General features: G+C 71.3%; 25 protein-coding genes. 13 read left to right on the top strand and 12 right to left on the bottom strand.

Features of this window, described 5'->3' with window-relative positions; translation table 11 throughout:
- Window positions 1–131 precede the first annotated feature (131 nt).
- From HD596_RS01110 to HD596_RS01075, 8 genes are all read right to left on the bottom strand, one after another.
- Complete coding sequence (locus HD596_RS01110) at window positions 132–815, bottom strand: DUF899 domain-containing protein (RefSeq protein WP_221519122.1); 684 nt, start codon at window positions 813–815, stop codon at window positions 132–134.
- Window positions 816–940: 125 nt separating this feature from the next.
- The gene (locus tag HD596_RS01105) at window positions 941–1,360 is read right to left on the bottom strand and encodes a hypothetical protein (protein ID WP_185067450.1); all 420 of its coding nucleotides are present in this window, start codon (window positions 1,358–1,360) and stop codon (window positions 941–943) included.
- Between the two features lie 58 nt (window positions 1,361–1,418).
- Complete coding sequence (locus HD596_RS01100) at window positions 1,419–2,006, bottom strand: hypothetical protein (RefSeq protein WP_185067449.1); 588 nt, start codon at window positions 2,004–2,006, stop codon at window positions 1,419–1,421.
- Window positions 2,007–2,446: 440 nt separating this feature from the next.
- Window positions 2,447–3,337: a CAP domain-containing protein gene (locus HD596_RS01095; protein ID WP_246554051.1), complete on the bottom strand. Its 891-nt coding sequence runs from the start codon at window positions 3,335–3,337 to the stop codon at window positions 2,447–2,449.
- 161 nt (window positions 3,338–3,498) lie between these two features.
- Complete coding sequence (locus tag HD596_RS01090; protein ID WP_185067448.1) at window positions 3,499–4,971, bottom strand: serine/threonine-protein kinase; 1,473 nt, start codon at window positions 4,969–4,971, stop codon at window positions 3,499–3,501.
- 251 nt (window positions 4,972–5,222) lie between these two features.
- Entirely contained in the window at window positions 5,223–5,849 is a 627-nt protein-coding gene (locus HD596_RS01085) for a hypothetical protein (protein ID WP_185067447.1), read from the bottom strand.
- Window positions 5,850–6,061: 212 nt separating this feature from the next.
- Complete coding sequence (locus HD596_RS01080; RefSeq protein ID WP_185067446.1) at window positions 6,062–6,559, bottom strand: DinB family protein; 498 nt, start codon at window positions 6,557–6,559, stop codon at window positions 6,062–6,064.
- A gap of 47 nt (window positions 6,560–6,606) precedes the next feature.
- Complete coding sequence (locus HD596_RS01075; protein WP_185067445.1) at window positions 6,607–7,245, bottom strand: SAM-dependent methyltransferase; 639 nt, start codon at window positions 7,243–7,245, stop codon at window positions 6,607–6,609.
- 123 nt (window positions 7,246–7,368) lie between these two features.
- On the opposite strand from HD596_RS01075, the gene HD596_RS01070 reads away from it, so the two are divergent.
- Complete coding sequence (locus HD596_RS01070) at window positions 7,369–7,944, top strand: helix-turn-helix domain-containing protein (protein ID WP_185067444.1); 576 nt, start codon at window positions 7,369–7,371, stop codon at window positions 7,942–7,944.
- A 43-nt stretch (window positions 7,945–7,987) separates the two neighbouring features.
- Here the strand turns inward: HD596_RS01070 and HD596_RS01065 are convergent, their stop codons facing one another.
- On the bottom strand, window positions 7,988–8,902 hold the full coding sequence (locus HD596_RS01065; RefSeq protein WP_185067443.1) for an alpha/beta fold hydrolase: 915 nt from the start codon (window positions 8,900–8,902) through the stop codon (window positions 7,988–7,990).
- Between the two features lie 168 nt (window positions 8,903–9,070).
- On the opposite strand from HD596_RS01065, the gene HD596_RS01060 reads away from it, so the two are divergent.
- Window positions 9,071–10,225 (top strand): sensor histidine kinase, encoded by a 1,155-nt coding sequence (locus tag HD596_RS01060; RefSeq protein WP_185067442.1) that lies wholly within the window; start codon window positions 9,071–9,073, stop codon window positions 10,223–10,225.
- Window positions 10,222–10,881 carry a response regulator gene (locus HD596_RS01055; RefSeq protein WP_185067441.1) on the top strand — a complete coding sequence of 220 codons (660 nt, stop codon included), beginning with the start codon at window positions 10,222–10,224 and terminating at the stop codon, window positions 10,879–10,881. Before HD596_RS01060 ends, HD596_RS01055 begins: the two co-directional genes overlap by 4 nt.
- Before the next feature lie 15 nt (window positions 10,882–10,896).
- Here the strand turns inward: HD596_RS01055 and HD596_RS01050 are convergent, their stop codons facing one another.
- Entirely contained in the window at window positions 10,897–12,069 is a 1,173-nt protein-coding gene (locus HD596_RS01050) for an MFS transporter (protein ID WP_185067440.1), read from the bottom strand.
- Window positions 12,070–12,182: 113 nt separating this feature from the next.
- Here HD596_RS01050 and HD596_RS01045 point away from each other — a divergent pair, with 113 nt between their 5' ends.
- The 5 genes from HD596_RS01045 (at window position 12,183) to HD596_RS01025 (ending at window position 18,191) form a co-directional block, all read left to right on the top strand.
- Window positions 12,183–13,019, top strand: coding sequence for a helix-turn-helix transcriptional regulator (locus HD596_RS01045; protein WP_185067439.1), 837 nt, complete (start codon window positions 12,183–12,185; stop codon window positions 13,017–13,019).
- A gap of 242 nt (window positions 13,020–13,261) precedes the next feature.
- Window positions 13,262–13,879 (top strand): hypothetical protein, encoded by a 618-nt coding sequence (locus HD596_RS01040; protein ID WP_185067438.1) that lies wholly within the window; start codon window positions 13,262–13,264, stop codon window positions 13,877–13,879.
- Window positions 13,880–13,897: 18 nt separating this feature from the next.
- The gene (locus tag HD596_RS01035) at window positions 13,898–14,215 is read left to right on the top strand and encodes a hypothetical protein (RefSeq protein WP_185067437.1); all 318 of its coding nucleotides are present in this window, start codon (window positions 13,898–13,900) and stop codon (window positions 14,213–14,215) included.
- Window positions 14,212–14,682, top strand: coding sequence for a hypothetical protein (locus HD596_RS01030; protein ID WP_185067436.1), 471 nt, complete (start codon window positions 14,212–14,214; stop codon window positions 14,680–14,682). The genes HD596_RS01035 and HD596_RS01030 overlap by 4 nt, the downstream gene beginning before the upstream one ends.
- Window positions 14,679–18,191 (top strand): RHS repeat-associated core domain-containing protein, encoded by a 3,513-nt coding sequence (locus tag HD596_RS01025; RefSeq protein WP_185067435.1) that lies wholly within the window; start codon window positions 14,679–14,681, stop codon window positions 18,189–18,191. The genes HD596_RS01030 and HD596_RS01025 overlap by 4 nt, the downstream gene beginning before the upstream one ends.
- An 8-nt stretch (window positions 18,192–18,199) precedes the next feature.
- Here HD596_RS01025 and HD596_RS01020 read toward each other — a convergent pair whose 3' ends face one another.
- Window positions 18,200–19,129 (bottom strand): NADP-dependent oxidoreductase, encoded by a 930-nt coding sequence (locus HD596_RS01020; protein WP_221519121.1) that lies wholly within the window; start codon window positions 19,127–19,129, stop codon window positions 18,200–18,202.
- Window positions 19,130–19,274: 145 nt separating this feature from the next.
- Between HD596_RS01020 and HD596_RS01015 the strand changes: the two genes are divergently transcribed.
- Window positions 19,275–20,138, top strand: coding sequence for a helix-turn-helix transcriptional regulator (locus HD596_RS01015; RefSeq protein WP_246554049.1), 864 nt, complete (start codon window positions 19,275–19,277; stop codon window positions 20,136–20,138).
- 9 nt (window positions 20,139–20,147) lie between these two features.
- Here the strand turns inward: HD596_RS01015 and HD596_RS01010 are convergent, their stop codons facing one another.
- Window positions 20,148–20,561 carry a cytidine/deoxycytidylate deaminase family protein gene (locus HD596_RS01010; RefSeq protein WP_185067434.1) on the bottom strand — a complete coding sequence of 138 codons (414 nt, stop codon included), beginning with the start codon at window positions 20,559–20,561 and terminating at the stop codon, window positions 20,148–20,150.
- A 152-nt stretch (window positions 20,562–20,713) separates the two neighbouring features.
- Here HD596_RS01010 and HD596_RS01005 point away from each other — a divergent pair, with 152 nt between their 5' ends.
- From HD596_RS01005 to HD596_RS00990, 4 genes are all read left to right on the top strand, one after another.
- Window positions 20,714–20,998, top strand: coding sequence for a hypothetical protein (locus HD596_RS01005; protein WP_185067433.1), 285 nt, complete (start codon window positions 20,714–20,716; stop codon window positions 20,996–20,998).
- A 134-nt stretch (window positions 20,999–21,132) separates the two neighbouring features.
- Complete coding sequence (locus HD596_RS01000; protein WP_185067432.1) at window positions 21,133–21,741, top strand: dihydrofolate reductase family protein; 609 nt, start codon at window positions 21,133–21,135, stop codon at window positions 21,739–21,741.
- A gap of 201 nt (window positions 21,742–21,942) precedes the next feature.
- Entirely contained in the window at window positions 21,943–23,040 is a 1,098-nt protein-coding gene (locus tag HD596_RS00995; protein WP_185067431.1) for a pentapeptide repeat-containing protein, read from the top strand.
- Between the two features lie 105 nt (window positions 23,041–23,145).
- On the top strand, window positions 23,146–23,436 hold the full coding sequence (locus tag HD596_RS00990) for a hypothetical protein (RefSeq protein ID WP_185067430.1): 291 nt from the start codon (window positions 23,146–23,148) through the stop codon (window positions 23,434–23,436).
- The last annotated feature ends 35 nt before the right edge of the window (window positions 23,437–23,471 follow it).

The raw sequence follows: 23,471 nt of genomic DNA, 5'->3' as shown, positions 1-23,471 counted from the left end.
CGCTCTCGACTGCCCACCTTGGTGCCGGTCGGGGTCAGGGGGCGGCGAGGCGCTGACGATCTCGCCGCCGGCGTTCGTGCCGTGCGGTCATGCCCTGCCCCGGTCGACCGGCAGGACCACTGCCTCCGTCTTCAGGCAGTGTCCGGGGCGTAGAGCGCGGCGATGTCCTTCGAGGTGGCCCACCGGCTGTAGGTGGGCGACTGCGGCCAGCCGGCGGGCGAGTCCTGCCACTCCTCTTGCCGCCCGTACGGCAGCAGGTCGATCAGCGCGAAGGTGTGGGAGAGCTGCTCGGTGCCCCGGCCGTTGGTGTGCCAGGTGCGATACACGGTGTCGCCATCGCGCAGGAACACGTTGACGGCGAAGCCTCCACCGGGGGGTGCGCCGACGTCGGTGCCGAACGGGCTGTTCGCGGTGGAGTACCAGGCCATCTTGTTCCCGACCCGCCGCCTGTAGGCGAGTGCCTCGCCGATCGGGCCCTGGGTGACGATGACGAACCGGGCGTCGTAGTTGTCAAGGAACTCCAGCCGGGTGAACTGCGAGGTGAACCCCGTGCATCCCGGGCACTGCCACTCCTTGCCCGGGAACCACATGTGGTTGTAGACGATCAGCTGCCGCCTGCCTTCGAAGACGTCCGCCAGCCGAACCGGCCCGTCCTCGCCTTCGAGGGTGTAGTCCGGCATCTGCACCATGGGCAGGCGGCGGCGCTGGGCGGCGATGGCGTCGAGTTCCCGGGTCGCGGCCTTTTCCCGGGCGCGCAGTGCGTCGAGCTCTCGCTGCCAGGTCTGGGCGTCGACGACGGGCGGTAGTGCGTTCATGCTCATGGTCCCTCACTGATCGGGCGCGTGGCTTGCCGTGTGCAGGGATAGACCCGGCCGGTTCGTCGAATTCATCGGTGCCCGGCCGATCCGATGGGGAAAATCATGAAACGGGAGGCTGAGGTTCAGCGTGTGACGCGCAAGGCCCACTCGACCGAGTCCGGGGCCTGGATCCGGACCGTCAGGGTCTTCCGCTGGCCGAGGTCGAGCCGGTTCATGATGGGGCTGATCACGTCGCCGAGGCAGGAGAAGGGCATGTTGTAACCCGGTTCGAGGATGATCTCCGCCTTGCCCTCTCCCCGGCAGTTGAACAGCACCCAGAGCTCGTCCTTTCCGGGTGGGATGTCGCCGACGACCATGGACCCTTTTCTCGGCCCTGCTTTGAGGACGGTCTTCGTGCCCGCGTCCATGCCCGGCATGCGGAGCGGCGTGCGGTTGGGTGGTGGCGGTGGTGTTGCGGTTTCGGTCGGCACGGCCGACGAGGTGGTGCCTCGCCGGTCCGGCACCGGATTCGCTGGAGGCGGAGCCGTGCAGGCCGCCGCCAAGCCGATGATGGTGCAGGAAGCAAGGAGAGGCACTACCTGTCGGATTGTCATGTCGAGATCACCTTTGCTTGACGTACCAGCCGACGTGCCAGGGGGTCCACGCGGTCACGCGTCGCTGGCGGCTTTGGCCGCAGACCTGGTAAATGCCGTTGGTCTTCTTGCGCCACACGCCGTACGTGGCGACCGTCGTTTTGCGTGGCGGGGTCGGGACGGTGATCTGGTTCCCCAGCGACGCCGTCAGGCTTGCGGACAGGTTGACGCCCGCGGCCGCTTCTGCGCCCGCGATGAGCCTGTCCACCTTCAGGCTGCCAGAGACGTTCCAGGAGATCGAGACGGTTCCGGACACCGTGGCGGTGAAGGTCGATGTAGCGGTGCGGGGCGTTCCGTTGTGATTGGACTGCGTCGGTCCGACGGCCTTGTGGCTGTTGCTGTACGTGGAGACCCGGTAGGTGGCGTCTCCCGGCCGGCAGGCCAGGGCCATCGGGCGAGGCGTCGCTTTGGCGGGGAAGATTTCCGTCTCGTTGTCGTATCCGACTACAACATTGGGATTGTCCGGAAGCGGTTGAGGGTCGTCGGCGAATGCCGGGGGTGCGCCCAGCATCGCGAGCGGCGCGATCAGTGCGGCCGGTAAGAGCGTGCGTTTCATGGACATAGCGGGTAGGCTCCCCTTGCATCGAATGGTGCTCCACGGGCGGGGATCGTTGGTCGCGGCACCCGTCCGTGCAGCTACTGAATCTTTGCCCGCTTTTCCGCCGGGCGTTGACAGTTACTCACGTCGACATATGGCAATCAACCTCTTGCGCTGCGCCGATCCGCGTGCTAGTGGCGGCCGCAAGGCTGGATTTCGGCTACGATTGCCAGCTCGATGGCGCGATTAACGGTCGTTTGCAAGTTTATCAAATGCCACTCCCGTCGAGTTGTGGACAACCGTTTACCGGTGCTCCATAACAAAAGCTCACACCATTGCCGGAATTAATCAAAAACGTCCCGTTTCTGGTTCCCTTCCGACTGGTCGCCTTGATCGTGTGGTCGCGTATGGCAGATCGGCGCCCGTGCATGTACGGACACGAACGAGCAGGCTGAGGATCAGCCGGCGGCGAAGTCCTGTGTCCAGTAGAGCCGCCCCTGCGCGTCCTTGGCCGCGCCCACCCCGATGAGGGTGTACGAGCAGTTCATGATGTTCCGCCGGTGGCCGTCGCTGTTCATCCAGCCCTTGACCACCTCGGCCGCCGTCCGCTGTCCCATGGCGATGTTCTCGGCCAAGGTCGAGCCGGTGAAGCCGGTCGCGCGAATGCGGTCGGCCATGTCGCGGCCGTCCTGGGAGTCGTGGTCGAAATAGTCGTTCTTCGCCATGTCGGCCGAGTGCCCGAACGCTGCCCTGCGCAGCCGCGCGTCGTGCTTGAGCGGGTCGCAGCCGCCCTTGGCCCGCTCGGCGTTGGTCAGCCGGACGACCGCCTTCTCCAGTGCCGTGCCGACGGAGGTGGTGGGCTCCTTCGTCCCGGAAGCCGACGGGGTCCCCGTATCCCGCGACGTGGGAGTCGGGGTGGGGGTGGCGCAGATCAGATGTATGGCCTTGGACTTGGCGGTGCGGCCCCGGTAGTCGGTGGCGACCGCGTAGTACGTGCCCGGCTTGCAGGGCAGCTTCAGGGTGATGCGGTTCTTCCTGGTGGCGCCGCTTTTGACGACCGGATCGTCGCCGGGGACTGCGCGCTTGACTTGGATGCGCAGCAGTGCCGGGCGCACGCAGCCGCGGCGGACGGCCGAGGTCTGGATCCTGAGCGCGGAGATGCCCGGACTGGTCACGCTCACGTGGCACTTGTCCGATTCTGGGGTCGGCTCGGGAGTCGCCTCCTCGGTCTGCGTCGGTGGGGTGGTCGGCGCGGTCATCTCGGGCGCGGCGCCGGCCGCCCCGCCGGTGGACGGGGCGCAAGAGACGAGGCCGGCGACGATGGCGAGTGCCCCTAGGGGTCGACGCATGAGGGGTTTCCTCCGGTGGAGGGAGACGCTGGTGGTCCCGCATTCTGCCGGACGCATTACCGACTTGTCATGACAATACGGACATTTCGCCCTGTGAGTAATCTCAACCGCTGCCCCGGGTGGATCCGCGCCGTGGTGGTCGGTGATAAGCGGCGGCCGGTTCAGCGTGCCGGGCGGGCCTTCTCCATCGCCGTCGCCACGGACGCGGCCGCCTGCACGAGGGCCTTCGTCCCGGGCCGCGGGCCGCTGTAGGTGAGCGTGGCGGTGACGTTGGACATGCGGAACACCATGTTGGCCGTGTACCTGCCGCTCTCCCGGTGGACGGACGCGAACGACTCCTCCCCGACCCCCGGAGTCCGGGTGAACGCGATGTCCGGATGCTCGTCCCGCAGATCCTGAAAGGTCTGCTTGATGCCGACGAAGTTGGCCTTGGCCCCCGTGAGGGTGGGGACCCGGTAGAGCGCGACGGTCGCATAGGAGCCGTTGGCGCCGAAGTACTGGCAGATCTTCCGGTCACGATGGTCGCTCTGGAGCGTGCTCCCGAGCAGCGCGCGGACCTGGTTGGAGGTGAGCACGAGGCAGGAGTGCAGGCCGTCGCCGAAGAGCGGTTTCCCGGCCGGCGACGACGACACGGGCTTGGCCGGCGATGTGGTGCTCCGGGTCGGCTCGGCGCTCGTACCCTCTCCGGGACGGGTCATCCCCCAGATCACCGCACCCGCCGTCAGGGAGAGCGCGAGGACCAGCGCGCCGCCCACGACGGCGAGCCGGCGCCACGCGGGTGCGGGCCCCCGGGCCGCGGGGTGGGTGGTGTCCGCGGGAACGTCGCCCTGGGCCACCGCCTGCAACCATGCCGCCGCCTGCGCGGGGCCGCAGCGCCGCTGGGGGTCCTTGTCCAGCAGCGCGGCGAGGACGGGTGTGAGCGAGCCGGCCCGCTGCGGGGGCGCGGGTTCGTGCAGCAGTACGGCCGCCATCACGGCCGCCGCATTCGGGCCGGTGTAGGCGGCCCTGCCCTCCACCGCCATGTAGAGGGTGGCTCCCAGCGACCACAGGTCGGCCTCCGGGCCGTCGGCCTCGCCACGCAACCGTTCCGGCGCGATGTAGCCGGGGGAGCCGTTCAGCAGGCCGGTCTGGGTCAGCGCGGCGTCCCCCGCGACGGTGGCGATGCCGAAGTCGGTCAGCAGCACCCGCCCGTCCCGGGTGAGCAGCACATTGCCCGGCTTGACGTCGCGGTGCAGGACCCCCATCGAGTGCGCGGCGGCCAGCGCGTCGAGCACGTGCCGCCCGACCCAGGCGGTCTGGGCGGGCGGCAGGGGCCCGTCCTCGCGTACGATCCGGTCGAGGGAACGGCCGTGGACCAGCTCCATCACGATCCACGGCCGGCCGCTGTCCATGACGACGTCGTGCACCGTGACGATCGACGGATGCGAACGCAGCCGCGCCGCGGCCCGCGCCTCACGCAGGGTCCGCTCGGTCAGCTCGGCCCGGGACGCCTCGTCCAGGTCGGCGGGCAGCCGCACCTCCTTGACGGCGACCTGCTGGTGCAGCAGCTCGTCGACGGCCAGCCACACGGTGCCCATGCCGCCCTGGCCGAGCTGCGACACCAGCGAATAGCGGCCCGCCAGCATCATCGTCATGCCGTCGCCGTGCGGCAGGACGCGTCATCGTCGCATAAGCGGGCCGTCCGCGGTCCGGACCCGGCGGGCGCGAGTGTCTCCACTGGCTGTTCCTCCAGAGCTGAGGGCGTCGCACGGATCGGCCGTACGAGCACGGCTGTGTCCCGGAGCCGGGCCTGCGGATGCCGCTCGGCGCGCGGCGAAGCCCGTGGCGGGAAGGGCACACCGTAGCATGCGCGACGGCTGCCCACGCGAGATGCTGCTGGGCCCGGTCAGCTCGTCGGACGGCGTTTCCACGGGGCGGCCGGCTCGGTCACGTCGCGCTCTGCCGAGGTGAGGTCCCGCACCTGGGCCCGCACTGGGGCCGGCACGAGGTTCGCGTCGAAGTACGGGCTCAGCAACGGGCCCAGCGTGGCCGCCATCAGCAGGTCGCCCGGCCCGATGGCGCGCCGATCACCGTCGAACGGCACCCCCAGCGTGCTGACCGCCCCCGTGGCCGGGGACCTGACGACGATCTTCAGCATGTCGTCGATCCCGTTGCGGCGCAGGAACGTGTCGGCGAAGTCCCGCTCCGGCCCGGTCGCCCGCAGCCGGAGTTGCCCGAGGGTCGCCACACCGCGGCGGGTCAGGCAGACGACCCCGTCGCGCGAGGCGAACGGATTGTTCCAGCGCCAGCGCTCGACGTATTCCTCCACGAAGTCCGGCCGGAACATGGTGAGGTACTGCTCCTCGCCGTCGCTTCCCAGCGCCAGATACGCCGGGTTCTCGGCCACGAACGCGTCGACCCACCCGAGATGCACGGCCACAGCCTCGACCAGCACCGGATAGAGCTCGCCCGCCCGAGCCCCGGCCACGTGCTCCAGCACCTTGATGAGCCTTCGGTATTCCAGCTGTTCCACGGATCCGCCATCGCACTTGTTGATCGCTTCGAGGGAGCAGCCGGTGTGGTGGGCTGCGGCGTTCTCGCCTGCACAAGGATTCCGTAATCGGTGGCCGTTCATCCATTGCTTGGCCAAGGAACTCGCTTCAAAGGCCCATGTCACGAGGCGTTTTCCGGTCGCGGATGATGGCAGATCCGGCAAAGGCCTCAATCGGCGGCCAGGTGCGTCGCTCAGCGGCCGGTGGATCCGTCGATCTGCTCGCGGAGGATGTCGGCGTGGCCGGCGTGCCGGCCCGTTTCTTCGATCAGGTGCACCAGGACCCATCGCATCGACGGCGCCGGCCCCGGGCGTGGGGGTCGCGGGGCGGGCAGGGCCAGATCCGGGCAGGCGTCGATGACCTGGTTCGCCCGCTCGACGGTCCTGCGGTAGTCGGCGAGCACGCCGCCGATGGTGTCCTCGGCGGACGGCCGCATGGTGGCGCGCCAGTCGCCGGCGTCCTCGCCGAGGAAGTAGAACCGTTCGACGAACGTCAGATGCTTGAGCAGCCCGAGCAGGTTGGTGCCCGAGGGTACTCCGGCGCTTCGGACCTGCGGTTCCGGTACGCCCGCGACCTTGTCCGCGACCGCGTCACGCAGGTAGTCGAGGAAGCCCCGCAGGGTGGCCTTCTCGCTGGCGCCGGTCTGCGGAGGAGTGGTGTCCGTGGAGCGCCGTGCGCGGTTCGCCGGCATCGAGTCGCTCCGTTCCGGCGTGACGTCGTGTGGCGGGGTTCGGGCGGTCATCCGGCGGCTCGCTGGATGAGCAGGACGTTGTCGATGACGGTGGCCGTCTGGCCGGCGGGCCCGGTGGCCTGGCGGTGGGGCATGTCGGCGCGCAGGACGGTCCAGCGCGCGGGGTCGAGATCGAGTTCGGCGGCGACCTCGGCGGGGGTGGGGAAGTGGAGGTCGGGGTCCTGGTTCCACGACCAGGGCGCGGTGGAGCCGTGGTCGACGACCAGCAGCAGACCGCCGGGGCGCAGGGCCTGTGCGGCGGTGCGCAGGACCTGGTCGCGGAGCAACGGGAACGGGGTGTGGAAGTACTGGGCGGAGACGAGATCGAACCGACCGGCCGGGAAGCTCCGGGCCAGATCGTGCTGCTCGGCGGCGACCCGCTCGGCGATGCCGAGTTCGCGGGCGCGTTCCCGAACCCGTTCGACGGCGGTGGCGGAGATGTCCACGGCGGTGACGTGCCAGCTCCGCCGGGCGAGCCAGATGGCGTCGCCGCCGGCGCCGCAGCCGAGATCCAGGGCGGCGCCGGGGCGCAGCGGCGCGGCGGTCTCGGCGAGCAGCGGGTTGACGCGTGCGTCCCCGGTACGGCGCGTGCGGTAGTGCCGTTCCCAGAACAGCGCGGCGTCAGAGGTGGTTTGTGGGGAATCCATGGGAGTCGGCCCTTCGTCGGCCGGCGTGCCGAGCGTGATCCGCCACGCCGGTGGTGTACCGGCAGCATGGCCATCCCCGTCGCCGGCTTGCAAGAAAAATTGCGGATCCGCATCATCGGGGACATGGACACCTCCGAAGACGTTCTGGCCGGGGTCGGGCCGCGCCTGCGTGCGCTGCGCCGGGCGCGGGGCGCCACGCTGGCGGCGCTGGCGAACGAGACCGGCCTCACCGCGAGCACGCTGTCCCGTCTCGAGAACGGCAAGCTTCGCCCCACGCTGGAGCAGCTGCTGCCGCTGGCCCGGGCGCACGGCGTCCCGCTCGACGATCTCGTCGCTGCGCCGCCCACCGGTGACCCGCGCATCCACCTGCGGCCGGTGCGGCGGTCCGGGCTGGTGATGGTGCCGTTGACCAGGCGGGCCGGCGGCATCCAGGCCTACAAGGTGATCTATCCGCCCGCCGGTCGGACCGCCACCAGGAAACCGCGGACCCACGTGGGCTACGAGTGGTTCTACGTCCTCAACGGGCAGGTCCGGTTCTTGCTCGGCGAGCAGGAGTTCCTGGTCGGCGTCGGCGAGGCGGTGGAGTTCGACACCCGCATCCCGCACTGGATCGGCAGCGCCGACGAGCGGCCCGCTGAGCTGCTCACCCTGTTCGGCGCGCAAGGAGAGCGCGCCCATCTGGCGCCGTCCAGGCACTGACCAGCGCAGCCTCCGGCCGGCCGTATGGGCGCCGCGGGGCCGGTCACTCGCCGTTCGTCTGGCGGGCGGCCTGCGCGGTGACGCGCTGGATGGCCTGGACGGCGACGTCGGGCTGGTCGACGTAGATGTAGTGCCCGCTGCCGGCCGCCGTGCTCAGCTTGCTGCCGCCGGACACCGCGAGCCACTTGCGCTGGCCCGCGGACCACGCCTTCTCCAGGCGCGCCCCGTACGTGGGGATGGCCGCGAGGTACGGCTTCCCATGCTGGATCACCTCCACCGGGATGTCCCCGGCGGACCGGACCTCCCCGTCGGTGATGACGAGCTTCTCGGGGTTCTGCCCCTGGAAGATCGCGAGGTTCTGGGCGCGTACCTCGGCCGCCGGGCCCTTGGCGGAGGTGGGGATGATCGTGGAGATGTCGGCGACCATGGTCGAGGGCGTGGCGTCCATCAGGACCAGGCCCTTGACCCTGTCCTGGTGCTCGGGGGCGTACCTGGCGGCGATCAGCCCGCCCAGCGAGTGCCCCGCCAGGACGACCGGGCCGTCACCGGCGACCCGGTCGAGCACCCCGGTAAGGATCTTTCCGGTGCTGGAGAAGCTCTGGGGGCCGTCCGGTTGGTCGCTCGCGCCCGCGCCGAGCCGGTCGTAGGAGCAGACCCGGTTCTTCTCGCTCAGCGTCTTCTGGAGGGCGGCCAGCTTGTCCAGCCCGTCACCGCCGCCGTGCATCAGCATGATGACCGGCTTGCCCTGCGCCGGCTCGCCCGAACAGGACACGTTCACCGACCGGCCCGCAACAGTGATCTTCTTGGTTCCGGAGATCGGTTCGGCCTCGGCTTTCCGCGTCGTGGGGGCGAGCGGGTCCCAGTTATCCAGGGAGTCGCCGCCGCAGCCGGAGACCCCCGCACCGACCACGGTGGTGCACAGCGCGGCCACAAGGGCTGATTTGAACCTGCGGAGCATGATGTCCTCCAGTGACAGTGAGAGAGCTGTTCGAGGCGGCAGAGGTCGCCGCGACACGCCGTAACGCTATGGAGTCGAAGATCCCGGAATCGTCACCGCGTGGTGGACATTCGCCGGTAGCTCGCACGGGGGACACGGGGGCGACGGCGAGACCGCTAGGCTCGTCCGATGATCGAGCTCCGCCGGGTCCAGGACCTGTGGCGGCGGTGTGACGTCACGGCACGGGATTTACCGTTCGCGCTGCTGCTGACCGTCCTGTCACTCCTGCCGGCGTTCCAAGGCCGCGGGACGCAGCTCGGGGAGCTGCCGGCCCGCCCCTACGACGCGCTGGCCGTCGTGGTGATCGCTCTCGAATGTCTGCCGCTCACCGTGCGCCGACGGTGGCCGGCCGCCGGCCTCGTGCTGGTGTCGCTCGGCTTCGCCCTCGACCAGCTCTTCGCCTATCACGCGCTGGCCGGCACCGCGCTGCCCATCGCGCTCATCAGCGCGGGCGCCCATCTGGAACGCGGCCGGCGCGTCATCGTGATCCTGCTCTCCGCCGCGTACCTGCCGCTGATGTTCGCGCTCGACCGGCTCGGCTCGCACGAGACGCCGGCCGACATCGCGCTGTTCTACCTGGCGCTGGTGCTCGCGTGGGGCATCGGGGCCTGGCTGCGCTCCACCCGGGCCGCCGAGGCCGAACGCCGCCGCCACGTCGCCGAGGCCACCCGCGCCGCCGAACGCACCCGCATCGCCCGCGAACTCCACGACGTCGTGACCCACCACGTGACGGCGATGGTCGTACAGGCCGAGGCGGCACGCTACCTGACCGCCGCCCCCGACCGCCTCGACGCGACCCTGACCGCCGTCACCGACACCGGGCGGCGGGCCATCAGCGATCTGCGGCACCTGCTCGACCTGCTCAAAGCCGACCACGACACCGACGCCGGGACGCCGTCCGCCGGCGATCTGCACACGCTCGTGGAGCAGACGCGCCGGGCCGGGCAGCCGGTGACGTTCACCGAGGAGGGCGAGCCCGCGCAGCCGGCCGGCAGCGCCGAGTTCGTGGCCTATAGGGTCGTGCAGGAAGCTCTGACGAATGCCCTCAAGTACGCCCACGGCAGTCACACCGAGGTCCGCGTCTGCTACGGCGAGAAGGAGATCACCGTGGAGGTCGGCACCGACGGTCCCGGCTCCCGGACCCGCTCTCCCGGCGGGAGCGGGCGGGGCCTGGCCGGGCTCCGCGACCGGGTGGACGCCCTGGGCGGCGAGTTCAGCGCCGAGCAGCGGGCGGGCGGCGGCTTCGTCGTACGGGCCCGCATCCCCGCCGGGAGCCCGTCGTGACCGCGCCGGTCCGGGTCCTGGTCTGCGACGACCAGGCGCTGATCCGCACCGGGTTCGCCACGATCATCGATGCGCAGCCCGACCTGGAGGTGGTGGGCGAGTGCGGGGACGGCCGCGCCGCGGTCGACCTCGCCCGCAGGCTGGACCCGGACGTCGTGGTGATGGACGTCCGGATGCCGGTGCTCGACGGCATCGGGGCGACCCGCCTGCTGGCCGGCGCCGGGGTGGCGCATCCCGTCAAGGTGCTCGTGGTGACGACGTTCAACCTGGACGAGTACGTGTACGAGGCGCTGCGGGCGGGGGCGAGCGGGTTCCTGCTCAAGGACGCCCCGCCGGCGCAGCTGCTGCACGGCATCCGCACCGTCGCGACCGGCGCCGCGCTGCTGGCGCCCGAGGTGACGCGGCAGCTCGTCGGCAGGTACGCCTCGCGCATCCGCCCCGCCGAGGACACGCCGAACGGCGTCGCGCTGACCCCGCGCGAGCTGGAGGTGCTGCGCCTCATCGCCGACGGCCTGTCCAACAGCGAGATCGCCGCGACGCTCGTGATCAGCCAGGAGACCGTCAAGACGTACGTGTCGCGCATCCTCACCAAGCTCGACCTGCGCGACCGCGTGCAGGCGGTGGTCTACGCCTACCGCAGGGGCCTGGTGACCTGAGACGCGCCGCGCGGATCAGCCGCGTACCGTGCCCGCGCCGGCCACCAGCGCGACGATCGTCTGGCCGGCCGCGGCCACGCACATCAACATGATCGGTGCCTGCCAGCCGGAACTCACCGTGTGCAGCAGCCCGACCGCCACCGGCCCCGCGGCGGCCAGCAGGTAACCGATCGACTGCGCCATCGCCGACAGCGCGCCCGCCATGCTCGCGTCCTGGGCGCGCAGGCTGATGAAGGCCAGCGCGAGCACGAGGCAGGCGCCGCCGCCCAGCCCGAGGACGACACTCCACAGCAACGCCGTTCCCGGCGCCACGAGAAGTCCGAGGTAGCCGAGGAACATGACGGCCGAGCAGATCGTCGCCAGCGCGCGCTGGTCACGCGCCCACCGCATCGCGCCGGGCACCGCCAGGCTGGTCAGCACCGCGACGGCCTGGAAGAGGAACAGCAGCCATCCCGCGCCGGCCGCACTCATGCCGTTGTCCTGGAAAACCTGGGGCAACCACGTCACGACGACGTAGAAGCCCAGCGACTGCAGCCCCATGAACGCCGTGACCGCCCACGCCAGCCCGGAACCCCACGGCAACCGGTGTCCGCGAATCGCCTGTGCGGCACGCCGCGGAGCCCGCAGCCGAGGAAGCCACAGCAGGACGGCCGCCAGCGCCAACAGGACCCAGCAACCCAGCGCGGTGTACCACCCGCCGGGAGCGACCTCGCTGATCGGCACCGCCACCCCGGACGCCACCGCGGCGACACCGCCCATCACGGTCGCATAGGCGCTGGTCAGCAGTCCCACCTTGGTGGGGAAATCGCGCTTTATGAGGCTCGGCAGCAGCACGTTGCCCACGGCGACGCCCGCCCCGATCAGCACGGTTCCCCCGAACAGACCGGCCGCCGCCGGCACCCAACGCAGCGCGATCCCCAGCGTCAGCACCACGAGCGCGCCACCGAGGAACTGCTCGGCTCCCCACCGCGCGGCCAGCCGAGGCACCAGCGGGGACAGCGCCACGAACGTCAGCAGCGGCAGGGTGTTCAGCAGACCCGCCACGGCCGGGGCCAGACCCAGATCGGCCTGCACCTGATCCAGCAGCGGCCCGACGCCGGTCAGACTCGCCCGCAGGTTCGCCGCCACCACGAGCAGCCCCCACACCAGCAACGCCTGACCGGAACGCCGCGTCGACGTGTTCTCCATGCACACCACGATCCAGCCGCGCCGTGCCCGGCAGCCAGGCCGAGCTCAGGCTGGCCCCCGAAGGGCCACCCTGCGCACTGTGCGAGCAGCGGGCGGCCCGGTAGCGTATCGACGTGGGGACGCCACTGGGGGATTTCATCCGGGCCAAGCGCGACAGCATCCAGCCGGAATCCCGTGGACTGCCGGACCGGGGCCGCCGCCGGTCACCGGGTCTGCGCCGGCTGGACCTGGCCACGTGGGCCGGCATCAGCGTCGAATACCTGACCCGCATCGAGCAGGGCCGCGACCGCAATCCATCGCCCGCGGTCGTCAACGCCCTCGCCGAAGCGCTGCGCCTCAGCCCTTCGGAACGTAACCACCTGCGCTACCTCGCGAAGATCACCGGTGCCGAATGCTCCGTCCACATCCGGCCCGAGCCCCCGTCCCGGCACGTGCGACCGGCTGTCCTGCGGACCCTGCGCCTCCTCGAACCCGGCGTCGCCATCGTGACCAACCGGCTGGGCGACGTCCTCGCCCACACCGGCGGCTACCAGCTGGTCACCAGCGGGACCGGACTGCTCGACACCGCCCGGCCGAACCTCAATCGCTACCTGTTCACCGACCCCCGCGCCCGGGCGTTCTTCGCCGACTGGGACGACATCGCGGACGAGCAGGCCTTCGACCTGTGGCAGGCGCCATCCCTGGAGAATCTCGAGTGGCTCACCGCCGAGCTCGCCCCCATCGCCGGGCCCGACTTCACCCGCCGCCTGAAGCGTCATGTGCTGCCGCGACGTGGCGTTCTCCGGCTCAACCACCCGTCCGGGCACCAGCTCCGACTGCTTCGCGAGACGCTCGAACTGCCCGCGGAGGCCCAGCAACTCGTCGTCTTCCTCCCGGCCGACGACCGGACGGCCGAGGCCATCGACCGGCTCCGGCGCCAGTCCCACGGCCGGCTCCGGTCCATCTCGTGACTCTGCCGCGGGCTCGGCGCTCTCGATGACCAACGTGGCGTGAAGAGTGGGGAAACGTCCAGCGACGTCTGCTTTCGGTGGATGAGCCGGTGGATACCGTGGTGGGCGCTGTTCGTGCTCGTCGGTCGGAGTTTGCCGGGTTGCGTGGGAATCTTGGAGAGGCGCCGCGGGTCGGCGAGTCCGGCGTACGCGTGGTTCTCCTGCGGGGGAGAGTGGGCTCGCTCAGGATCGCGCCCCAACTGATGCGCGAGCCTCCCGAGACGGTCGCCGGCCTCGTGGCCGAGGCGATCAACGCGGCCTTCGGCGAAGCCCCGGCGGAGGACACCTCCGTGCCGTACGTCGACCCGCTGGCGCTGGCGCGGGAGCTGCGCGGCGTGCGGGCGGACCTGGACGCGCGGATGGAGCGGGTGACGGCGTCGATCCAGGCGAGCGCGGCCGAGCTGCGCAAGGAGGCCGTGGTACCCGCCGACGTGCCCACGATGGCCTTCGGCGAGCTGTTCGACCAGCTCATCGACGTGCTGGAGACGATCGGCGGCGGGCCGGCCGAGGACGTGCGCGGGCGTGCGGAAGGGCCGGTGAGCGTCGTCTGCGCCCCCGGGCCGCGGCTGCTGTCGCTGAGCGTGGCCGCGCGGGCCATGGGCGGCGGATCGGGGCAGCTCGGCGAGCTCGTGGTGGCCGCGGTCAACGCCGCCCTGGACGACCTCGAAGCCGGGCAGCTGCGGCGGCGGGAGGAGTCGGGCGCGGGCTCCGAGCAGGTCATGGCCAGGATCGACGAGCTGCGGGAGCTCAGCGTGCTGCGCATGCGCGCGTACGCCCAGGGTGTCGCGGCGCTGATGGCCGGGATTCAACCGCGCGCATGAGGGACTTGAGGAGGGCATGTGGCTGAGGAACTCCTGGTCGATTGGGCGGGTCTGCGCCGGTCGGCCGAGGGCGTCGGTACGGCGTACGAGCGGGCGGCCGCCGAGGCGCGCGCCTTTCAGGAGCGAATGGCCGCCTACGGCGCGCCGTGGGGCGTCAACAACGCCGTCAGCCAGACGATCGGGCTCTGCTACGGCTCGGCCAGGGACCTGCACGCCACCTGCCACGCCGACAACATCGACGCCTACCGCGGCTACCCGGAAGGCATGCGGGCCATGGCCGACAACGGCACTCTTGCCGAGCTCGACACCGCCTCCACCATCGGCGGGCCGGCATGAGCCTGGAGCTGCCCCCGTCCCTCGCGCCGATGGAGCTGTTCCTCGGGCGGCTGTTCTCGGACGGGAAAGAGGACGTCCTCCTCCAGATGGGCGACGACCATGACAGCCATGCCGTCACCATGGGGGAGCACCTCGCGGCGGGCGGCGCGCACGTGGGCGGGTTCGTCGCCACGAACTCGGGCGACGGTGTCACCGCGCTGCACGAGAGCTTCCGCCACCCGGAGGGGCCGCACCAGAACCTCATGGACGCCGGCACCGGCAGCCGGGTCATCGGGCTCGGGCTGAAGACGTCCGCCGGGATCGTGCTCGCCCACAAGGGCATGACGCTGCTGCAGTACGGCCTCACGGCGGCGGCCCTGGCCCAGGCGTTCGCGACCGGCGGGGCGCCGGCCCCGTTCGTGCAGCAGGCCGGGCAACGGTCGCTCGACGCGATCGCCAACGTCACGGTGAACGAGCTCTTAACGTGACGGCGAGGCCGCTGGGGGTGTTGTTCAGGGCCCTGGAGGGGTTCCTGCGGAGCCCGGCCACGGGGGCGCGCGTGGCCGGTGCGTCCGGGACGCGGCGGGCCCTGCGGTCCGGCGGACGCGGCCGGGAACGGCCGCTCGCCTCCCGGGTCACGGCCGGGGACCCGATCGACGTGGCCACGGGCGAGGTGGTGCTGCACCAGGTCGACGCCGAGGTGGCCGGCACGCTGCCGCTGGCGTACGAGCGCACGCACGTCTCGTCGTACCGGGCGGGGCGGCTGTTCGGCGCGTCGTGGGCCTCGACGCTGGACGAGCGGCTGGAGGCAGGAGACGGCGGCATGTGGTTCGCCACGGCGGACGGGATGGTGCTCTCCTACCCGGTGCCCGTGGCGGGCACGCCGGTGCTGCCGGCCGCCGGGCCGCGCTGGCCGCTGCAGGCCGTGGCCGGCGGCTACACGATCACGGACCCGTACCGGGGCCTGGTACGGCACTTCGCGGCGACGGAGCTCGCCGCGATCAGCGACAGGAACGGCAACCGGGTCGAGTTCGCCCGCGGGGACGACCTGCTGGAGGTCCGGCATCCAGGTGGCCGCACGGTCGCCGTCGAGCTGGAGGACGGGCGCGCGAGCGTGCTGCGGGTGGCCGGCGAGGTGCTGGCGCGCTACCGATACGACGAGGACAGACGGCTCAGGGAGGTGACCGGGCCCTCAGGAGCGCGGCTGCGGTTCGACTACGACGCGGCCGGCCGGCTCACCGCCTGGACCGACAGCAACGGGTTCCACTACGGTTACACCTACGACGAGCAGGGACGCGCGATCCGGGGGGCGGGGTCCGGCGGGTTCCTCGATGTCACGCTGAGCTACGCGGCCGACGCCACGACGGTCACGGATTCGCGCGGGCACGCGACCACGTACCACTTCAACGAGCTGCGGCAGGTGGTCGCCGAGGTGGACTCGCTGGGCCGCCGTAGGGTCTCGGAGTGGGACCGCGACGACCGGCTGCTGTCGCGCACGGATCCGCTCGGCCGCACCACCCGCTACGGCTACGACGTGGCCGGCAACCTGACCTCGGTGATCAGGCCCGACGGGCGGCGGATGACCGCCAGGTACGACGAGCTCAACCTGCCTGTCGAGATCGTCGAGGCGGACGGGGCGGTGTGGCGGCACCGGTACGACCCCCACGGCAACCTGGTCGCCGTCACCGACCCGTGCGGCGGCGTCACCCGCCACGCCTACGACCAGCGAGGACGGCTCACCGCCACGACGGACGCCGTGGGCGAGACCACCAGGGTGGAGACCGACGCGGCCGGGCTGCTGTCGGCGGTCACCAGCCCGCTGGGCGCGACCACCCGCTTCGAGCGGGACGCCATGGGCAGGGTCACCACGATCGTCGACCCCGCCGGCGGGGTGACCAGGCTCGCCTGGTCCCCGCGAGGGGAGCTGCTCCGGCACACCACGCCGGGCGGCGCGACGGAGCGGTGGGCCTACGACGGCGAGGGCAACGTCGTCGAGACGGTGGACGCGGCGGGCGGTGTGACGCGCACGGAGTTCGGGCCGTTCGACCTGCCCGTCGCCGAGGTGGGGCCGGACGGCGCCCGGACCGAGTACTCCTACGACGGCGAGCTGCGGCTGGTCGCCATCACCGGCCCGACGGGGCTGGTGTGGAGGTACGAGTACGACGCCGCGGGCAACCTCGTGCGCGAGGTCGACTTCGACGGCCGGGTCCAGTCCTACGCCTACGACGCCGGGGGGCGGCTGCGCGAGCACGTCAACGGCGCGAGGCAGGTCGTACGGTACTCCTACGACCTGCTCGACAACGTCGTCGAGGAGAGCGGCGACCGCGCGGCCACCTTCGCCTACGACGCGGCCGGTCGCCTCGTCCACGCGGCCAACGCCGACGCCGACCTGCGCCTCGAGTACGACGCGCTCGGCCGGATCGTCGCGGAGACCTGCAACGGCCGTACCCTGACCAGTGGCTACGACCTGGCCGGGCGGCGGCTGCGGCGGAGCACCCCGTCGGGGGCGCGGGCGGACTGGAGCTACGACGCCGGCGGGCGGCCGGCGGAGCTGCGGACGGCCGGAACGGTGATCCGGTTCCGGCACGACGCCACAGGCCGCGAGGTCGAGCGGCGGCTCGGCGACCGGGTCGTGCTCGCCCAGTCCTGGCACGCCGACCATCACCTGGCCGCGCAGACCGTCGGGGGCCGCTCGCACCGGTCGTACGCCTACCGGCCCGACGGCCTGCTCAGCGCCGTCACCGACGGGGACGACGGGCCGCGCCGGTACGAGCTGGACGCGGCCGGCCGCGTCACCGCGGTCGAGTCCCGGCAGGGGGACGAGCGGTACGCCTACGACCTGGCCGGCAACATCACCTGGGCCGCGCCGGGCGGCGGCGCCGGCGAGCGGCGCCGCCACTCCGGCAGCATGATCACGCGCGCCGGATCGGTCCGCTACGCCTACGACGAGCAGGGCCGGGCCGTCCGGCGCACGCAGGAGACCCCGTCGGGGGACACGCTCGACTGGCGCTACGCATGGGACGCCGCCGACCGGCTCGTCGCCGTCGTCAGCCCCGAGGGGCAGACCTGGCGCTACCGCTACGACCCGCTCGGCCGCAGGATCGCCAAGCAGCGCCTGGCGGCCGGCGGGACGGGGGTGGCCGAGCAGATCGACTTCGTCTGGGACGGCGACACGCTCGCCGAGGAGGTGGCCGGCGGGCACGTCACCACCTGGGACTACGAGCCCGGCACCGTCCACCCGCTCGCCCAGGCCGAGCGCTCCCCGGCGGGCGGCCCGGAGCTCCGCGTGATCGTCACCGACCAGGTCGGCGCCCCGGCCGAGCTGGTCGACGCCGGCGGGCGGGTCGTCGCGCGGATCCGCACCACGCTGTGGGGCGAGGGCGGGCCGGCCGGGTGCCCGCTGCGCTTCCCCGGCCAGTACCGCGACGGCGAATCGGGTCTGCACTACAACCACCATCGCCACTACGACCCCGCCATCGGCCGCTACCTCAGCCGCGACCCGCTCGGACCGGACCCGGCGCCCAACCCCTACGCCTACGTCCCCAACCCGACCTTCCAGATCGACCCCCTCGGCCTCGCCCCCTGCATGCCGAAGCTGCACATCGCGTTCGGGCTGAACAAGAACGGGCAGCTGAAGGCGTTCGCCGCGACGGTCAACGCGCGCACCTACTTCAACCTCCCCAAGGAGTGGTACGTGGGCGAATTCAGGGACGACATCCGGCACATCGTGAACCACCCCTCGGTCAAGATCTCGTTCAACCTGACCGGCATCAACAGCGCGCGGGCCTCGGTCCGGCGGGTGAAGAAGAACGGGCGGTCGATGGGGCTGCGCAGGGGGCGCGAGTTCATGGGCCGCAAGGTCGGCTACACCGACTTCGAGCTCTACGCGATCGCGAACGCGCCCCACTCCTGGTCCAGGATCACCTGGTACCGGGAGTCCCGGCTCCCGTGGCGCAAGGGAGAGGGCGTGCGAGAGGTCGGCAACCCCTTCGGGTGATCAACGATTCACGGCTTGAGGACGATCTTGCCGCGGGTGTGGCGCTTCTCCAGCTCGCGGAAGGCGTCCTGGACCCGGTCCAGCGGATAGGTGGCGGCGATCGGGACCTCCAGCCGCCCCGTACGGACGAGCTCGGCCAACTCTGCCAGCACCTCGACCGTGGCCCCGGCGGCGTTGCCTTCGAACTTCACCCCGTGCCGCTCGACCGCGGCGAGGTCGATGATGGTGTTGATCCGCTCGACGCTCACGCCGAGTTCGAGCGCGAGGTCCACGTAGCCGCCGCCGAAATTGTCGATGAAGGCGTCGACGTGGCCGGCCGCGGCCTTGATCCGCTCGGCGACGCCCTCGCCGTACGCGATCGGGACGGCCCCGTGCTCGCGCAGCCACTGGTGGTTCGGCTCGCTCGCCAGCCCGATCACCGTGGCGCCCGCGTTGACGGCGAGCTGGGTGGCGATCGTCCCGACCCCGCCGGCGGCTCCGGCGATGACGACCGTATCGCCGGGGCGCAGGCCGACCGCCCGGATCTCCCCGTACGCCGTCGTGCCCGCGACGTGCAGGGAGGCCGCCTGCTCCCACGGCACCTCCGGCGGCCGCCGGAGAAGGTCGGCCGCCTCCGTCACGACGTACTCGGCATGGCTGGCGCGGTTGTCGGTGAACCCGAACACCTCATCGCCCGCCGCGAAACCCTCGACCCCGTCGCCGACCTCGAGCACCACCCCGGCCAGGTCGCTGCCCTGCCCGGAGGGGAAGGTGGCCGGCCAGCGGTCATGGAGCACGCCCAGGCGGATCGCCGCCTCGCCCGGGTTGATCGCGGCCGCCACCACCTTCACCAGCACCTGCCCCGGACCGGGGACCGGCCGCTCCACTTCCGCGACCCGCAGGACCTCGATCCCGCCGTACCCGTCGAACCGCACCGCTCTCATCGTCTCAGCCGCCATCCGGGCCTCCCTGGCTCGTGTTGATTCCGTACACAGATCACGTTGCCAACGGCCGGCGAAAGGTGGAATCGGACGGCTCTCCCTAGGATCAGCGGTCCTATCCTCGGGCCCGCCACCCGGCCTGGAGCTGGGCAATCATGGGTCCATGGACATGGACCGCGCCCAGCTCGCCGACTTCCTGCGCCGCTCCCGGGAACGGCTGCGCCCCCAGGAAGTGGGACTGTCGGCCGGGCCCCGCCGTCGCACCCCCGGCCTGCGCCGCGAGGAGGTCTCCCAGCTCGCGGGTATGTCGGCCGACTACTACATGCGCCTGGAACAGGCACGCAGCCCCCAGCCCTCACCACAGATCCTCGCCGCGCTGGCCCGCGCGCTCCGGCTGACCGATGACGAGCGCGATCACCTCTATCTGCTGTCCGGCCACCGTCCGCCGAGCGGCCGGCTGGCCCACGACCACGTCAGCCCCGGCCTGCTCCACCTCCTCGACCAGCTCACCGATACTCCGGCGCACATCACCAACGACCTCGGCGACCTGCTCGCGCGCAACCACATGGCGGACGCGCTGCTCGGATGCCTGTGCTCGGTCCGTGAACAGGACCGCAACTTCGTCTGGCGCTGGTTCACCGACCCTTCGATGCGCCGGGCGTTCCACCCGGACGAGCGCGACGCGCTCAGCCGGGGCCACGTCGCCGACCTGCGGGCCTCCTATGCCCGCCGGGGCGGCGACGAACCCTCCACCCGCCTGGTCGGCCGGCTCCGGGGCGCGAGCGAGGAGTTCGCCAGGCTGTGGGACCTGCACGAGGTGGCGGTCCGGCGCTCCAGCCGGATGCGGCTCGCCCATTCCGCCGTCGGCCCCATCGACCTGCACTGCGAGACCCTGCTCAGCCCCGCCGAGGACCAGCGGCTCATCATCTTCACCCCTGCGCCGGGAACCTCCGCGATCGACCATCTGAGCCTGCTACGCGTGCTCGGCCACGACCATTTCGTACCCGCCACCCCTGCCCGCCGCTGAGTGGGCGGCTCACTCGGCGTCGAGCTGGTGGTCGGCCCAGACGTAGGTTTCGGGGAGCAAGTCGGTGATGAGGACCGTCCGGACGCGGTCGTCCTTGCCGACGATGACCTTGAGGGCGGGGAAGTAGTCGAGGAGGACCTGACGGCAGCGGCCGCACGGGGGGACGACGCCTCGGTCGCGGTCGCCCACGGCGACGATGGTGTCCAGCTCGTAGGCGCCCTGAGCGGCTGCCGCGCCGATGAGGACCAGCTCGGCGCAGGGTCCTCCCGTGAAGTGGTAGGCGTTCACCGCGGTGATGATCCGGCCGTCCCGGGCGCGGGCCGCGGCTGCCATGGTGTGGTTGTCACCCCGGCAGCGAGTGCGGGCGACGTGCGCCGCCGCCTGGATGAGCTCGTGGTCGACGTGGTGGGTCTGCGTGGTCATCTTCTCTGCTTCATCAGGTGTCAGGCCGTCGGGCGCCGATCGAGCGATCCTGAGTGTGCTCATTCCTTACCGGCCCTTGGCTTCACAGGGCCCATGACGAGGGTAGTTCCTCCCTCATTGGGGCGATCTTGGCCCCCATGAGGAGGTCGGCGATGTACGCAATGGTACGGCGGTACGAGGGGGTCACCGATCCCGCCGAGGCCGGACGCCTGGTGAGTGAGGAGTTCGTGCCGCTCATCCAGCCGATCCCCGGCTTCGTGGCGTACTTCTGGGTGGACGCCGGGGACGGGGTGATGCTCTCCACCAGCGTCTTCGAAGATCAAGCCGGAGCCGAGGAATCCACCAAGAGGGCTGCGGACTTCGTGCGGGAGCGCCTTTCCTCCCTGTTTCCGAACCCTCCTCAGGTCACGTCCGGCGAGGTCGTGGCGTCCGGATAGTGGACGGGGCCGGTCGCCCACCCGTTTCCGCTCCCCAAAGGGAGACCTTAAGAGATCCGTAAGGTGGTTCCGCGAGGCTACAGGACATCAGAGCGGCTGGGCCGGACGGCTCCGCCCCTTCCCTGGAGGCCATCATGAGGACGATCGCTGCAAGCCTGTTCATCTCGCTCGACGGGGTCGTGGAGGAGCCGGCCCAGTGGCATTTCCCGTACTTCAACGACGAGATGGGCGCCGCCGTGACGGCGCAGACGGCCGACACCCTGCTCCTGGGGCGCAAGACGTACGACAGCTTCGCCGGAGCGTGGCCGGAGCGGGAGGCCGCGGGCGGCGAGGACGCGGACTTCGCGAAGTCGCTCGGCGACGCGCGGAAGATCGTCGTGTCGCGCCAGCCCCTGGAGTTCACCTGGCGGAACTCCGAGCTGCTCCAGGGTGACCTGGTCGAGGCCGTGACCGCGTTGAAGAAGGAGCAGGGCGGCCGCATCGCCATCAGCGGCTCGGTGTCGGTGGTCCGCCAGCTGCTGGCCGCGGGGCTGCTGGACGAGCTGCACCTGCTGGTGCACCCGATCGCCGTACGCAAGGGCGAGCGCCTGTTCGACGAGGGGGAGAACTCCGTCCCGCTGGAACTGATCAAGTCCGAGACGTTCGAGACGGGCGTGCTGTACCTGGTCTACCGGCCCGCCGGGGCGAGCGGTGACGCGTCCTACGACGACGCCAAGGCCCACCTGTCCCAGGGCGAGCAGTAGCCCCGGTGCGGGTCCAGCTCCGCCGCCGGCGTGTTGAGGTCGGCGGCGAAGGTGGCCATAGTCGTAGCGGGTGACGGGCCGGCCGGAACGGCCGAAGCCGCGCCGCACGATCGGAGAGTCGCCGGACAGATGAAGAAGCCATTCGGAGGCCTTGGCAGAGGCAGCATCGAAGATCACACGCCTCCTCTGCCCGGACATCCCGTGCGAACAGACAAGATCGCACGCGTCGGCCCCTCCTGGGGGTACCGGATCTCGGGGCCCTTATTCCTCAGCGCGCTCCTGGGACTCGGCGCCCTGGCCGGTGCCCTCTTCCTTCCCCGCTACCTGCTCGCATGGGACCTGGGCACGGCAAAGCCACCGGCCGACTACGCCACCGCCGTGAACAACATCCGCACCGCCCTGCTCCAGGGCGTCGGCGGCCTGGTGCTGCTGATCGGCGCCTATCTCACCTGGCGCCAGCTCCAGCTCAGCCGGCACGGGCAGACGACCGAGTCCTTCGCTGCCGCCATAGCGCATCTGGGCGACCCGAGCGTGGACGTCCGGCTGGGCGGCATCTACGCCCTGGAACGCATCTCCCGCTCCTCCACGGCCGACCGCCGGACCATCGGGGAGATCCTCTCCGCGTTCGTCCGCAACCGAGCCTGCGATCCGCAACGCGACACCCGGCACGCGCGTCACGCCGCCACTGCGGCCTCCGTCAACCTCTCCCTGCGCGCCCCGGACATCCACGCGGCACTGACTGTCCTCGGCCGCCGGGACACCGTCCGGGACCAGGTGCTCCACCTCGACCGCCTGGTCCTGCCCAAGGCCGACCTCGCCTCCGCACGGCTGCGCGACGCGGACTTCCATTTCAGCGATCTGACCGAAGCCTCTTTCGTCGGCACCGACCTGACTCGCGCGGATCTCACCGGAGTACGGCTGGCCGGGGCGGTCCTCGCCGACGCGATCCTCTACCAGGCCGACCTGCGCGACGCGGTCCTGACCGGAGTGATCGCCGAGGGCATCGACCTGCGCGCCACCGACCTGAGCAAGGCCGACCTGCGGAACGCGAACCTGCGCGGCGCGCGCCTGGACTACGGCGACCTCCGTGGCGCCACGCTGACCGGCGCCGTCCTGACCGGTGCTTCGCTGAAACGCGTGGTCTTCGACGAGACCACCGCCTGGCCCGACGGCTTCGACACCTCACGAATCAGACCCGCCCGGCTACGGTCGCTCCCGCCCGTCCGGATCAGGACCTACGGAGAGCTCGCCGTCCAGCCGGCGCCCGTCGAGGCCGATTCACCGGCCGAAGCCGAGTAGGCCCCCACGGCGTTCCGGGCGAACGCGGTCCTTCTCGGTCGGCGCGTGGAACGGGATGGAACGCCCATCGGGTGTAGACCCACCGATGAGCCATGAGGAGCTCCCATGTCGTACCTGATGAAAAAGCTGCTGGTCGCGGCCGCGCTGGTCACCGCGAGCGTCACCGTCACCACCACCGCCTACGCCCAGAGCGGCGCGCTGTTCGATGGCTTCGGCAGGGGAGTCGCGGAGGACACGGCGCTCGCTGACGCCGAGAACGCCGCCAGGCAGAACGCGCTCGTCCACGGATTCACGGCGTGCGACGTGTTCGAGTCGGTGGTCTCCCAGGATGCGCGTACGCACGTGTTCTTCGCGCTGGTCACGGTGCGCTGCGAGGACGAGGCGGTGCTGGGGTAACCCCCAGATGCCGCCCCCGAGGCCGCACACTGCGC

The organism is Nonomuraea jabiensis (assembly GCF_014204795.1).
Taxonomy (GTDB): Bacteria; Actinomycetota; Actinomycetes; order Streptosporangiales; family Streptosporangiaceae; genus Nonomuraea; species Nonomuraea jabiensis.
The sequence above is the reverse complement of the archived record's forward strand: the minus strand, read 5'-3'. Positions and strand labels throughout refer to the sequence as shown.